15 protein-coding genes are annotated in these 13,623 nt (G+C 60.6%); 14 read left to right on the forward strand and 1 reads right to left on the reverse strand.

What is annotated here, in order from left to right; all coding sequences use genetic code 11:
• Position 1 precedes the first annotated feature (1 nt).
• The 12 genes from uppS (at position 2) to ACR3EK_RS07400 (ending at position 11,219) form a co-directional block, all read left to right on the forward strand.
• On the forward strand, positions 2–733 hold the full coding sequence (uppS, locus tag ACR3EK_RS07345; protein WP_170339273.1) for a polyprenyl diphosphate synthase: 732 nt from the start codon (positions 2–4) through the stop codon (positions 731–733).
• Positions 730–1,512: a phosphatidate cytidylyltransferase gene (locus ACR3EK_RS07350; protein WP_170338692.1), complete on the forward strand. Its 783-nt coding sequence runs from the start codon at positions 730–732 to the stop codon at positions 1,510–1,512. Before uppS ends, ACR3EK_RS07350 begins: the two co-directional genes overlap by 4 nt.
• Positions 1,512–2,684, forward strand: coding sequence for a 1-deoxy-D-xylulose-5-phosphate reductoisomerase (gene dxr / locus ACR3EK_RS07355; RefSeq protein WP_480633053.1), 1,173 nt, complete (start codon positions 1,512–1,514; stop codon positions 2,682–2,684). Before ACR3EK_RS07350 ends, dxr begins: the two co-directional genes overlap by 1 nt.
• A 4-nt stretch (positions 2,685–2,688) precedes the next feature.
• A complete protein-coding gene (gene rseP, locus ACR3EK_RS07360) occupies positions 2,689–4,041 on the forward strand; it encodes an RIP metalloprotease RseP (protein ID WP_093962009.1) in 1,353 nt (450 codons plus the stop codon).
• 103 nt (positions 4,042–4,144) lie between these two features.
• On the forward strand, positions 4,145–4,273 hold the full coding sequence (locus ACR3EK_RS07365; RefSeq protein ID WP_254920122.1) for a hypothetical protein: 129 nt from the start codon (positions 4,145–4,147) through the stop codon (positions 4,271–4,273).
• Between the two features lie 127 nt (positions 4,274–4,400).
• Positions 4,401–6,761 (forward strand): outer membrane protein assembly factor BamA, encoded by a 2,361-nt coding sequence (gene bamA / locus ACR3EK_RS07370; protein ID WP_480633054.1) that lies wholly within the window; start codon positions 4,401–4,403, stop codon positions 6,759–6,761.
• 59 nt (positions 6,762–6,820) lie between these two features.
• Entirely contained in the window at positions 6,821–7,351 is a 531-nt protein-coding gene (locus tag ACR3EK_RS07375; RefSeq protein WP_480633055.1) for an OmpH/Skp family outer membrane protein, read from the forward strand.
• A 72-nt stretch (positions 7,352–7,423) separates the two neighbouring features.
• Positions 7,424–7,897 carry a 3-hydroxyacyl-ACP dehydratase FabZ gene (gene fabZ, locus ACR3EK_RS07380; RefSeq protein ID WP_170339263.1) on the forward strand — a complete coding sequence of 158 codons (474 nt, stop codon included), beginning with the start codon at positions 7,424–7,426 and terminating at the stop codon, positions 7,895–7,897.
• Complete coding sequence (lpxA, locus tag ACR3EK_RS07385) at positions 7,894–8,679, forward strand: acyl-ACP--UDP-N-acetylglucosamine O-acyltransferase (RefSeq protein ID WP_170339261.1); 786 nt, start codon at positions 7,894–7,896, stop codon at positions 8,677–8,679. The genes fabZ and lpxA overlap by 4 nt, the downstream gene beginning before the upstream one ends.
• Positions 8,680–8,683: 4 nt before the next feature.
• Positions 8,684–9,478, forward strand: a complete 795-nt coding sequence (locus ACR3EK_RS07390) for an LpxI family protein (protein ID WP_170390048.1) — start codon at positions 8,684–8,686, stop codon at positions 9,476–9,478.
• Positions 9,478–10,635, forward strand: coding sequence for a lipid-A-disaccharide synthase (lpxB, locus tag ACR3EK_RS07395; protein WP_480633056.1), 1,158 nt, complete (start codon positions 9,478–9,480; stop codon positions 10,633–10,635). The genes ACR3EK_RS07390 and lpxB overlap by 1 nt, the downstream gene beginning before the upstream one ends.
• Complete coding sequence (locus tag ACR3EK_RS07400; RefSeq protein ID WP_217360089.1) at positions 10,635–11,219, forward strand: hypothetical protein; 585 nt, start codon at positions 10,635–10,637, stop codon at positions 11,217–11,219. The genes lpxB and ACR3EK_RS07400 overlap by 1 nt, the downstream gene beginning before the upstream one ends.
• Here ACR3EK_RS07400 and mnmA read toward each other — a convergent pair.
• Positions 11,213–12,358, reverse strand: coding sequence for a tRNA 2-thiouridine(34) synthase MnmA (gene mnmA / locus ACR3EK_RS07405; RefSeq protein ID WP_480633057.1), 1,146 nt, complete (start codon positions 12,356–12,358; stop codon positions 11,213–11,215). The genes ACR3EK_RS07400 and mnmA overlap by 7 nt on opposite strands.
• A gap of 130 nt (positions 12,359–12,488) precedes the next feature.
• Here mnmA and sciP point away from each other — a divergent pair, with 130 nt between their 5' ends.
• Both sciP and ctrA read left to right on the forward strand, forming a co-directional pair.
• Positions 12,489–12,782 carry a CtrA inhibitor SciP gene (gene sciP / locus ACR3EK_RS07410; RefSeq protein ID WP_170338674.1) on the forward strand — a complete coding sequence of 98 codons (294 nt, stop codon included), beginning with the start codon at positions 12,489–12,491 and terminating at the stop codon, positions 12,780–12,782.
• A gap of 84 nt (positions 12,783–12,866) precedes the next feature.
• Entirely contained in the window at positions 12,867–13,583 is a 717-nt protein-coding gene (gene ctrA / locus ACR3EK_RS07415; protein ID WP_170339250.1) for a response regulator transcription factor CtrA, read from the forward strand.
• The last annotated feature ends 40 nt before the right edge of the window (positions 13,584–13,623 follow it).

Below are 13,623 nucleotides of genomic sequence, written 5' to 3' on the forward strand. Positions count from 1 at the left end.
CATGCCCGCTGATCCCCAAAACGAGCCCCCCTGTGGTCCGCGTCACGTGGCCATCATCATGGATGGCAACGGTAGGTGGGCCCAGGCGCGCGGCCGGCCACGGCTGTACGGGCATCACGCCGGTGCCCGTCGGGTGCGCGAAGTGGTCGAAGCCTGCCCGGGGCTGGGGATCAAGTACCTGACGATTTTTGCCTTCTCGACGGAAAACTGGAAACGGACCCAAGTCGAGGTTGCCGGTTTGATGAGCCTGTTCAAGCGCTACATCATCAAGGAAACCCGAACACTGGCCCAAAACGGTATCCGTGTCCGATTCATCGGCGACAGGGTGCGGCTGGATGCCAAACTGATCGAGTTGATGGACACGTTGGAGCGCGAGACGGCCAACAATGACCTTGTCCACCTGACCGTCGCTCTCAATTATGGTGGTCGGGACGAAGTGGCCCGGGCAACTAAGCGGCTGGCGCGGGACGTCGCCGCAGGCAACCTGCGGCCAGAAGATGTCGACGAGGAAACGCTGCCCAGATATCTGGACACGCGCGTCCTGCCTGACCCCGATTTGGTCATTCGCACCAGCGGCGAGGCGCGGATATCGAATTTCCTTCTCTGGCAATCCGCTTACTCGGAATACGAATTCATCGACACGCTCTGGCCCGACTTCACCGCGGCCGAGCTGGAACGGCTGTGCAAGAGCTTCGGGTCGCGCGAACGCCGGTTCGGAGCAGTTCCGGCATGACGGACGGCCGATGGTCCGACCTCACCACCCGGGTGTTGTCTGCCCTGGTACTGGTCGCTATTGGAGCGGTCGAGGTTTGGCTGGGCGGACTATGGTTCGAGACATTTGTTGCCGCAGCGTGCGGTCTGATGACCTGGGAACTGGTTCGCATGATCGATTCCGATCGGATGGGCGTCGCGGTTCAATTGGGAATCCTGACCGGCGTTGCCGTCATGCTCAGCTATCATGTTCCGCCGCTCTACAAACTGCCCTTTCTGATCGCGCCCGCACTGGTCGGGGCAGGGCAGGTCTCGCACTCACGCGGGATCTACGTGCTGTTTGCCATGTGGATTGCCTGTGCGGGTTACGGGTTTATCCAGATCCGCGAGACGATGGGGTTTGGCTGGATGGTCTGGTTGATCCTGGTCGTCGTTGCCACGGACGTAGCTGGGTACTTCGTGGGAAAGACGTTCGGTGGCCCGAAGTTCTGGCCGCGGGTCAGCCCCAAGAAAACCTGGTCGGGCACGGCGGGCGGCTGGGTGGCAGCCGCGCTGGTGGGCGCAGCCGTTGCCGCGTATGCCGGGTTTGGCTATCGGTTTGTTTTGGTTTCGGTCCTGGCCTCGATGGCCAGCCAGGCCGGTGATATCGTGGAAAGCGCCGTCAAGCGGCGGTTCGGGGTCAAAGACAGCTCGAACCTGGTGCCAGGACATGGCGGTTTTCTGGATCGATTTGACGGCATGATGGGTGCATCTCTGATGGTTCTGATTGCGTCGCTGGTCTATTCGCCCGGGGAAATCTGATGCGAAAGGTTTCGATATTCGGCGCGACCGGATCGATTGGCCAGAATACGATCGATCTGATTGCTCGGGCCCCGGAGGATTACAAGGTGGTCGCCGTCACCGGCGGGGCGAATGTCCGGCAGTTGGCGCAGGACGCCCGCCGGCTGGGCGCTGAAGTGGCAGTAACCGCCTTTGACCAGCATCTGGATGATCTTCGCGATGCATTGTCCGGCACAGGGATCGAGGCCGCAGCGGGCACAACCGCGCTGATCGAAGCGGCCGCTCGCCCAGCAGACTGGGTCATGTCCGCCATTGTTGGCTCGGCGGGTTTGGCGCCGGGGCTTGAGGCTTTGAAGCAAGGCGCGACCCTGGCCTTGGCAAACAAGGAAACTCTGGTGTGTGCTGGCCCGCTCGTTCTGGAAACCGCGGAACGCCACGGCGCGCGTCTGCTGCCTGTCGACAGCGAGCATTCGGCGGTCTTTCAGGCGCTTGTGGGTGAAGACATGGATGCGGTCGAGCGCATCATCATCACTGCCAGCGGCGGCGCCTTTCGCGACTGGCCGGTCGAGAAGCTGGCCGGCGCTACGGTCGAGCAAGCTTCGAGCCACCCCAATTGGGACATGGGACAGCGGATAACGATCGACAGCGCCTCGATGTTCAACAAGGCGTTGGAAGTGATCGAGACCAAAGAGTTTTTCGGGATCAACCCTGACCGGATCGAGGTTGTGGTTCACCCGGAATCCATCGTTCATGCTCTGGTCGGATTTCGCGATGGCGCAGTGATGGCGCATTTGGGAGCGCCTGATATGCGGCATGCGATCGGCTATGCGCTGCATTGGCCCGAAAGGCGCGACCTGCCGGTGCCGCGCCTGGACCTGGCCAAGTTGGGCCAGCTGCGTTTTCGTGATCCGGACCCGGCGCGTTACCCGGCCCTGCGGCTGGCCCGCGAGGTTATGCAACGCGGTGGCCTGTCAGGCGCGATCTTCAACGCCGCCAAGGAGCGTGCGTTGGATCATTTCATCGGCCAACGCATCGGCTTTCTGGACATGACCGACGCCGTGGCCGCCGTTCTGGACCGTTTCGACGACGCAGGCGGCCTTATTGATGCCCCTTTGACCCTTGATAACGTCCTGAAAACGGACCATCTGGCACGTCAATGGGTGGATGACGCCGTACTACGAAGAGCAGGATAGAATTTTGGACATACTCTCGTTGATCCCGCAATTTGGTGGGCTGGTCTATACGATTGCCGCATTCGTCGTGGCGCTGTCCGTCATCGTGGCGGTGCATGAATACGGGCATTACATCGTTGGCCGCTGGTCCGGGATCCATGCCGAGGTGTTCTCGTTGGGGTTTGGTCCGGTGCTTTGGAGCAGAATGGACAAACGCGGCACCAAATGGCAGATCGCTCTGCTGCCTTTTGGCGGTTACGTGAAATTCCTGGGCGATGCCAATGCGGCCTCGGGCAAGGACACCGAGACGATGGCCGAAATCACCACGCAGAGCCCCGAAGAATTGCGTCGGACGATGCATGGCGCACCGCTTTGGGCGCGGACTGCCACGGTTGCAGCCGGGCCGGTCTTCAATTTCGTTCTGTCGATCCTTGTCTTCGGTTTGATCTTCTGGTCGCAAGGCGTGACCCGCGAGCCACTGACGGTCGGATCGCTGAAACCTCTGCCGGGCACCGTGCAGGAGCTTCAGGAGGGGGACGAAATCGTTGCGATCGCTGGCATCCCCACGCCTGATTTCGATCAGGAGGGGGCTTGGACCGAGTTTACCGAAGCGCTGCCGGTGCAGCCGGTTCTCGAATACACTGTCATCCGCGACGGCCAGACCCTCGACGTGTCGGCTCCGTGGCTGTTCCCGCCCTTGATCCAGCAGGTCGCTCCGCGCAGTGCTGCGATGGATATCCAGTTGCAGGCGGGCGACGTCATCACCTCGGTTGATGGCGATCCGATTTTTGCCTTTGAACAGCTGAAGGAAAAGGTCGAAAGCTCGGACGGGAAGGTGCTTTTGCTGGACGTTTGGCGCGACGGCGCCGAGTTGGAATTTGCACTGGCGCCGCGTCGCACGGATGAACCGCAGGCGGACGGCGGCTTCAAAACCGAATGGCGGATTGGAATCGTCGGCGGCATGATGCTGGTGCCAGCGACTGAACCCGCGGGCCTCGTTGACTCGCTGCATGGCGGTGTCATCCAGACCGGCCGCATCATCGAGGGGTCGCTGTCCGGTATTTGGCACATGGTCACCGGTGCGATCAGCACCTGCAACATGTCCGGACCCATTGGTATCGCGGAAACCTCAGGCGCGATGGCGAGCCAAGGGGCACAGAGCTTCATCTTCTTCATCGCGGTTCTGTCCACTGCTGTAGGCTTGCTGAACCTGTTCCCAATCCCGGCATTGGACGGGGGGCACCTTGTTTTCTACGCCTACGAAGCAGTCGCGGGGAAACCGCCCAGCGACCGAGCTTTGCAACTGTTGATGGCGGTGGGCATCACGTTAATTCTCAGCCTCATGATCTTCTCGGTAAGCAACGACCTGTTCTGCTGATTGTGGCGGCATTGACGCGTTGCGGTCGCAAAATTGCCTCAATTCAAACCTAGTTTGTTTGGGGTAATTCTGCCGAGACATGCAATTAAGCGGGCTGTAACCAATGACCAAGGCATTGCGAAATTCCTATCGGGGCTTCAGCTTCCTGTTCGTATTGAACTGGGACGCGTTGCTGAGCTTTGGGCTGACCGCTTTGGCACTGGCAGGCGCCGCATATCTGGCCGGTATGTGATTCCCCATACCCAGCTGAACGACCCGAGCGCGACCGATCCGGTCGCGTTTTTCGTTTGTGCTTTTGACAAGGCCCACCAGAGCGGCTACTCAACTTCTAAAGTCCGAAATTCTAGGTAGAGACAAAAATGGCTTACAGGAGAGGCGCGGGCACATCCTGCGGTACTGCGCAACCGCACGACAATATTTTGTGGCGGGCACTAACGATTTTTTTCCTCTTTGCGGCAATGAGTTTTACGGCGGTACCGCAAGCCGCCCAGGCCCAGACCTACACGATTTCGTCGTTCGATGTTCAGGGCAACCGTCGCATTGAGACGTCCACCATCATCGCCCGGACAGGAATCACACCCGGTCAGACAGTCACTGCGGGCCAGTTGAATGACGCCTACCAGCGTTTGCTTGACAGTGGTGTTTTTGAGACAGTCGAATTGACCCCGCGCGGGAACACTCTGGTGATCGAGGTCGCCGAGTATCCGACGATCAACAAGATCAGCATCGAGGGCAATCGCCGCGTCAAGGACGACGTGTTGATCCAGGCAATCTCGTCGCAGCCTCGCCGGGTGTTCACCCCGCAGGTCGCGGAGTCCGACGCTGACAAGATCGCCGAAATCTACTCGGCGCAAGGGCGTGTGTCGGCCACTGTCATTCCGCGGATCATCCGCCGCAGCGACAACCGGGTGGATCTGGTTTTTGAAGTGGCAGAAGGCACCACGATTGAGATCGAGCGCGTCAGCTTTGTAGGAAACCGCGCCTATTCCGACCGTCGTCTGCGCCGTGTGCTTGAATCCAAGCAGGCCAACATCCTGCGCACCTTCCTGCGCGGTGACACGTTCATTGCCGACCGCATCGAGTTCGACAAACAGGTTCTGCGTGATTTCTACCTGTCGCGCGGCTATGTCGATTTTCGGATCAACAGCGCCAATGTCGAGTTCACGCGTGAGCGCGACGCCTTCTATCTGGTGATGAACATCACCGAAGGTCAGAAATTCTCGTTCGGCAACATCTCGACGGTCAGCGAAATCCCGGGCGTTGATGCGGCCGAGTATCAGAAGGCCCTCAAGATCAAACCTGGTGTCACGTATTCGCCAACTCTTATTGAGAATTCGATCGCTCGGCAGGAACGTCTTGGCCTGAAGCAGGGCGTCGACTTCCTGCGCGTTGAGCCGCGCGTGACCCGCAACGACCGTGACCTGACGCTGGACGTTCAGTTCGTGCTGACCAGAGGCCCGCGCATTTTCGTCGAACGGATCGACATCGAGGGCAACACGACCACTCTGGACCGGGTCATCCGGCGCCAGTTCGACACGGTCGAGGGTGACCCCTTCAACCCGCGCGAAATCCGGCAGAGTGCCGAACGTATCCGGGCCTTGGGTTTCTTCTCGGTCGCGGATGTGGAAACTCGCGAAGGGTCCAGCCCCAGCCAGGTGATCGTGGACGTGGATGTCCAGGAGCAGCCGACCGGTTCGCTGGCGTTGGGCGGCAGCTACTCGGTTTCCGACGGTTTCGGGATCGCCATCCGGCTTGAGGAACGGAACTTCCTCGGGCGCGGACAGGAATTTGGCCTGACGCTGTCGACTGCGCAGGACTCTGAGCAGTACGTCATCAACTTTGCCGAACCGTACCTGTTGGGCCGGAAACTGCGTTTCGATCTGGGCTTTGGCCTTTCAAGGACCAATTCCAGCTTTGCCAGCTATGACACCAAGAGTGTGTTCTTCAATCCGCAGATCAGTTACGCGATTGGCGAACTTTCCTCGTTGCGGCTTCGGTACAACTGGAACAACTCAGAAATGACTCAGCAAGATGATGAAATCAACGGGGCCGTCATCGCATCGGAGATTGCACAGGGGGAGCGTTCAACCAGTTCTCTCGGACTCGCATACGTCTATGATAGCCGACTGGGCGGCCTGAACCCGAATGCGGGTGTATTGTTCGAAGTCGGCGTAGACGCGGCTGGCCTTGGTGGAGATAACAAGTACTTCAAGACTTCGACCCGGGCGATTGCCCAAACAAAGGTGCTGAACGAGGAGATGACGCTGCGTGCGTCCTTCGAGGCCGGCGCGCTTCATTGGCAGGGCAATGATTTCAGCCGAACCATTGATCGCTTTGTCTTAGGTCCAAACACTTTCCGTGGCTTCGAGCCGGCCGGTATCGGTCCTCGTGACCTGTCGAACGGGCAGGATGATGCGATCGGCGGCAACTACTACTGGGTCGCTCGGTTCGAGTCGGACTTCCCGTTGGGTCTGCCCGAGGAACTGGGGCTGCGCGGCGGTGTCTTCTATGACATCGGCAACCTGTACAACATCAACAATGTTGATACGACAGGTGCCAATATCGTCGGCGCAGACGGCTCGATCCGTCAGGTCATCGGCGTCTCGCTGCTGTGGGATACGCCGTTCGGTCCGCTGCGGTTCAACTTCTCGCAGGCCGTGAAGAAGGAAGACTTCGACAAAGAGCAGAACTTCGACTTTACCATTCAGGCACGGTTCTGACGTCCATGGTTAAAGCAATATCGAAGTTTGCACAGGGCCCGTCACGGGCCCTGTGTGTTTTGATCCTCCTGGTGGTGTCGCTCCCACTGGCCGCCCAGCAGTTGGGTGTACCGCAATCCGGCGTGCTGACCATCTCCAGCGACCGGATATTTACCGAGTCAGCATTCGGGCGACGGGTTTTTGATGAGATCGAAGCAGAAAGTGCTGCGCTGGCCGCTGAAAATGAACGCATCGTTGCCGAGCTGAGCCGCGAGGAAAAAGAGCTGACGCAAAAGCGCGAAGTCCTGAGCCCCGAGGAGTTCCGCCCGCTTGCAGAAGCCTTCGACCGAAAGGTCCAGTCTCACCGCGAGGGGCAACGCGCGAAACTGGATGCTCTGGCCCGCCGCAGTGACGAGGCACGCAACCAGTTCTTTGAGATGGCGCAGCCCGTGCTCATCGACCTGCTGCGTGAAACTGGCGCGTCGCTGATCATCGAACGATCCAACGTGTTTCTCAGCTCGGACGCCTCGGATGTTACGGCCATCGCCATCCGCAAGATCGACGCGGCCATCGGCGACGGATCGCAGCTGGAAGAGGGCGACAAGCCATAGCGTGGCTTGCCCTTGGGTACGGGTATTGCTAACCACGCGTGAACGAGACCTCGAGAACAGGACATCCTGAAAATGACCACGGAAACCAAGAGCGCCGACATTCAGCTGATCCAGCGGATCCTGCCGCATCGCTATCCGTTCCTGCTGGTTGACAAGGTGGAAGAGATTGACGGCTATCAGTCGGCGGTTGGTATCAAGAACGTCACCATGAACGAGCCGCATTTCCAGGGCCATTTCCCCGGAACGCCGATCATGCCCGGCGTGACCATCGTCGAAGCGATGGCACAAACCGCAGGTGTTATGCTGGGCGTCGGCATGGATGTCATCGACAGCGAACTGCTGATCTATTTCATGAATATCGACAAGTGCAAATTCCGACGCAAAGTGGTGCCGGGTGACGTGCTGAAAATGCATGTCGAAACCGTGCGCGGCAAGAAGGGCGGCAAGATCTTCAAGTTCAGCGGCCGCGCAACCGTTGACGGCGAGGTGGCGGCCGAGGCTGAGTTTTCGGCCTATGTCGATTGGGATATGGAAAAAACAGCATGAGCCGAATTCATCCCAGCGCGATCATCGAAGACGGCGCTCAGATCGGCCAGGACTGCGTAATCGGCCCGTTCTGCCATGTGGGGCCACAGGTGCGTTTGGGCGACCGCGTCGAATTGAAGTCGCATGTGGTTGTCACAGGGGAGACCTCGATCGGTGACGACTGCGTCATCTTCAACTTTTCGGTGATTGGAGAAATCCCGCAGGACCTCAAGTTCGGGGGCGAAAACACGCGGCTGGAAATTGGCAAGCGAAACCGCATCAGGGAACACGTTACGGTCAATACCGGCACCGAGGGTGGCGGCGGCGTCACTCGCATCGGCGATGACTGCCTACTGATGGCCGGGGTCCATGTGGCCCATGACGTGCAGATCGGCAACCGGGTGATCATGGTGAACCATTCCGGCGCCGCCGGCCACTGCATCATCGAGGATGACGTGATCATCGGCGGCATTTCCGGATTGCATCAATGGGTGCGCGTGGGCCGCGGCGCCATCATCGGTGCGCTGACCATGGTGCCCAACGATGTCATCCCTTACGGCCTGGTTCAGGCCTCGCGCGGCGAATTGGAGGGGCTGAACCTTGTTGGCCTGAAACGCCGCGGCGTTTCCCGCGCGGACATTTCGGCGCTGCGTGCGGCCTTTCGCGAGCTGTCCGAAGGCGAGGGCACCTTTATGGACCGCGCCAAGCGTCTGGGCGACAGCACAGACAGCGACTATGTGCGTCAGATCGTGGAATTCGTGACGGGCGAAAGCGATCGTTCGTTCCTGACACCAAGGAAATAGGATCATGCTGGCTCTGATCGCGGGAACAGGGGTTTTGCCGGACGAACTGGTTGCGCACCTGCCGGAACGCCCCTTGGTTTGCGCGATGGAGGGATTTCAGCCCGACACTCTGACGCCAGACGTGACCTTCCCGCTGGAGCAGTTGGGCAGTTTTGTCGCCGAGCTCAAAGCGCGCGGCGTCACAGATGTATGCCTCGCAGGTGCGGTCCGCAGGCCAGACATAAACCCCGCCCGGATTGACGCGCAGACCATGCCCTTGGTTCCGATCATCCAGCAGGCGCTGGTGTCGGGTGACGACGGAGCCCTGCGGGCGGTGATCGGCATTTTGGAGGGCGCCGGACTGCGCGTGCGGGCCGCACACGAGATCGCTCCGGACCTGTTGCCTCCTCTCGGGTGTCTGACCCAGGCACAGCCGACCGAGGCGGAACTGGGCGATGCGAACCGGGCCGTGGGTGTCCTGCGTGCCATGGGGGCAGCGGATATCGGACAGGCTTGCGTTGTTCACAAAAGCCAAGTTCTGGTTGTCGAAGGGGCCTTCGGCACGACCTGGATGCTGCAATCTCTGGCCGCTCGCCCTGATGCGGGCGGTGGTATTCTGTTCAAGGGCCCCAAGCCGGGCCAAGACCGACGGGCCGATCTGCCTGCTATCGGCCCCGACACCGTATCCAGCGCCGTTGCGGCCGGTTTGTCCGGCATCGTCATCGAAAAGGGTGGGGTGATCGTGTTGGACCGGCCCCAAGTGATCGCGGAATGCGACCGCCTGGGCCTGTTCCTGCACGTACATGAGCGGGCCGTCTGATGCGCGTTTTTCTGGTCGCCGGTGAACCGTCGGGCGACCGTCTGGGCGGTGCGCTGATGGAGGGGTTGAAGTCCCTTGTTCCGGATATCGAATTCGACGGGGTTGGCGGGCCGCTGATGCAGGCTCAGGGACTGGTCAGCCGCTTTCCGATGTCCGAGCTCAGCGTGATGGGCCTGGTCGAGGTTTTGCCCAAGTTCTTTCACCTCAAGCGCCGCATAGCCGAAACCGCTCAGGCCGTTCTGGATACCCAGCCCGACGTTCTGATCACCATCGACAGTCCCGACTTTTCGCTGCGCGTGGCCAAGCAGGTCAAGGCGCGCAGCAACATACGCACCGTGCACTATGTCGCGCCCAGCGTGTGGGCCTGGCGCCCTGGGCGGGCCGACAAGATGGCCAAGGTCATCGACCATGTTCTGGCCCTGCTGCCGTTCGAGCCGCCCTATATGGAAAACGCCGGAATGGAGTGCGATTTCGTGGGCCACCCGGTGGCCAGCGAGCCGGTTGCAACCGACGCGCAGATCGCGCAGTTCCGCGCCGATCAAGGGCTGGGCGACGCGCCGATCCTGCTGGCGTTGCCCGGCTCGCGCCGGGGTGAGGTCGATCGGCTGGCGCCCGTATTCGGAGCGGCGCTTGACCTGTACCTGAAAGACCGCCCCGACATGCGAGTGGTGGTTCCGGCGGTCGCGCATGTGGCCGATACCGTGGCCGCCCATGTCCGGTCCTGGCCGGGTCAGCCGGTCGTGGTGGACCCGCGCAACGTCGACACGGATCAGGCGGTGGCCAGCAAGCGCGCAGCCTTCGCCGCCGCCGAGATCGCCTTGGCCGCGTCCGGCACGGTCTCGCTGGAGTTGGCGGCGCAATCCACGCCGATGGTGATTGCCTACAAGCTGACTTGGCTGACCCAGAAGATCGCCGAGCGCATGGTCAAGCTGGATACGGTCACGCTGGTCAACCTGGTGTCCGAGACCCGGACAGTGCCGGAATGCCTGCTGGATGACTGCACGCCCGAAGCCATCGCCGCCGCGCTTGCCTCCGTGTCGGCCGCGCCGGACGCGCAGGAACAGGCTATGGCCATCACGATGGAACGTCTCGGCCGCAGTGGCGAAGCGCCCGGTCTTCGGGCCGCGCGCGCGGTGTTGGAGCGGATGACGCCGTGATGCTGGACTATGTGGTCTTTGCGGCCTCGGCCTTCATGGCGCAGGTGCTGACCAATCTCGACAACCTCATGGCTCTGGTCGCCCTGATGATCGTCACCGGTCCGCAACGCGCGGTTCTGGGGTTCCTGCTGGCACAGGGGTTTGTGATCGGCGCGGCTTTCCTGCTGGCGCTGGGGGTCGAAGATGTTGTGCCGCACTGGGCGGGCTACCTCGGCGCCATCCCTCTGGCCTTGGGGCTTTTTGGGGCCGCTCGACAGCTTCGCGGAACAAATGCGCAGGACGCGCCCGCAGTGCCGGGCAGCGCCTCGGCGCTTGTGACAATGTTGTTGTTCACAAGCCTTTCGATGGACACGTTTGCGGTCCTCGCCCCCTTGCTGGCGGACTCGACCCCCGATTTCCGGCTGGCAGGTGTGCTAGGGGCTGGTCTCGCCGCGCTCTCCCTTGCGATCGTGGGGCTGATCGGTGGGCGCGCCCAGATCATGACGGGACGTCTGGCGCAACGGCTGGAGTACCTCGTGCCTTACGTCATGATCTGCGCCGGGCTTTATATCCTCAGCAATTCGTGGACCGACGCGGTTCAGTAACCGCGCCAGATCCAGCCGCCGCCGAAGATGCGGCTGCCCTCGGTTTCATAGAACACGCAGGCCTGCCCGGGCGAGACACCTTCTTCGGGCGTCAGCAACTCGACCTCGGCGGTGGTGTCGGTCAGCGGACGGATGATCGCCTCGCGCGGGGGGCGGGTCGAGCGGACCTTGACCGAAACATGCCATTCTTTCTGCGAGGTGAAGGGCTCATCGCCCAGCCAGTTGATCTCGCGCACGGGGATGGTGCGGGTGGCCAACAGTTCCTTGGGGCCGACGACGACCTGTTTGCGGTCCACGTCCAGTTTGACGACATAGAGCGGCTCGCTGAGCCCGCCGATGCCCAGACCGCGCCGCTGGCCGATCGTGTAGTGGATCACGCCCTCATGCTGGCCCAGAACACGGCCATCGGCGTGAACGATTTCGCCCGGTTCGGCCGCGCCGGGGCGCAGTTTCTCGATCACGTTGGCATAGTTGCCGTTGGGCACGAAACAGATGTCCTGGCTGTCGGGCTTGTCGGCTACGCTCAGCCCGTATTGGGCGGCCATCTCGCGGGTCGCGTCCTTCGAAGGCAGGTGACCCAGCGGGAAGCGCAGGAATTCCAGCTGCTCGGGCGTGGTTGAGAACAGGAAATAGGACTGGTCGCGGTTGGCGTCTTCGGCGCAGTGCAGTTCAGGGCCGCTCGGGCCCATCTTGCGCTGGATGTAGTGGCCGGTCGCCATGCAGTCGGCCTCGAGATCCTTGGCGGTTTCCAGCAGGTCCTTGAACTTGACGCGCTCGTTGCAGCGGATGCAGGGCACCGGAGTCGCACCAGCCAGATAGCTGTCGGCGAACTCGTCGATCACGGCGTCCTTGAAGATGTTTTCATAGTCCAGAACGTAGTGCGGGAAGCCGCGCTCCTCGGCCACGCGGCGGGCGTCGTGGATGTCGATCCCGGCACAGCACGCACCCTTCTTGGCCAGCGCCGCCCCGTGGTCATACAGCTGCAGGGTTACGCCAACAACGTCATAGCCCTGATCCGCCAGATACGCCGCCACGACCGAGCTGTCGACACCCCCCGACATGGCGACGACCACCCGCGTTTCCGACGGGGGTTTGGCGAAGCCAAGCGAGTTCAGAGGGGTCTCGGTGTCGAGGGCCATGGGCTGTTCCAGTCCGGGTTAAGAAAGACCGGCAGAATATAGGAAAATTCTACGCACTCTCAAGGGGCGGTTTCACCGCGCATTAAGTAGACTGCCGTCAGCTTTGTGGCACCAGAAAAAGGGTCGAAAGATGTATTTGCACAAAGTTGAGGGACCAAGGTCAGTTACCCTGCCGGATGGGTCTGTTTTGTCCCGAGCGGATTTGCCGCCTGCGGATACGAAACGCTGGGTCGCATCAAGAAAGGCCATTGTCGTTCGAGGCGTGCTTTACGGATTGATCTCCTTGTCGGACGCCAAGAAACGATACGGCCTGAGTGACGAAGAGTTCAACACATGGGTGTCTGCGGTCGCCGAACACGGAATCGAGGCCTTGAAAGTGACGGCGCTAAAAAAATATAGACAACCTAAAGGCGAAAGCGAATAAATGATTCAACGATAACGTCAGATTAACCATTTGTGATCAGGGTTAACCCGAACTGGAATAGTTGACCTGAATTGGAGCAGTGCAATGCGAATTCTTCTTGTCGAGGATGATCCGACCACGTCAAAAAGCATCGAGCTGATGCTGACGCATGCCAACCTGAACGTGTATGCGACGGACCTGGGCGAAGAAGGCATAGATCTGGCCAAGCTGTATGACTACGATCTGATCCTGCTTGACCTGAACCTGCCGGACATGAACGGACATGAAGTCCTGCGTCAGTTGCGCATTGCAAGGGTTGAAACACCGATCCTGATCCTGTCCGGAGCCGACGACACCGAAAGCAAGATCAAGGGCTTCGGTTTCGGGGCCGACGACTACCTGACCAAACCGTTCCACCGCGAGGAGTTGGTGGCGCGGATCCATGCGATCATCCGCCGATCCAAAGGCCATTCGCAATCGATTATCCGAACCGGACGAATCGCGGTCAATCTGGATGCCAAGACGGTCGAGGTCGACAATCAGGCGGTGCATCTGACCGGCAAGGAATACCAGATGCTGGAGCTTCTGAGCCTGCGCAAGGGCACGACCCTGACCAAGGAGATGTTCCTCAACCACCTTTACGGCGGCATGGACGAGCCGGAACTCAAAATCATCGACGTTTTCATCTGCAAGCTTCGCAAAAAGCTCAGCAATGCCACGGGCGGCGAGAACTACATCGAAACGGTATGGGGCCGAGGATATGTATTGCGCGATCCCCAGACGGACACGGTGGAAAACACTCGCTTGGCCGTCGGCGCCTGAAAACCTGACCCATCTGCCACCGCGGTCCAGGGTGGCACTC

It is taken from the genome of Ruegeria sp. BC8 (assembly GCF_056535705.1).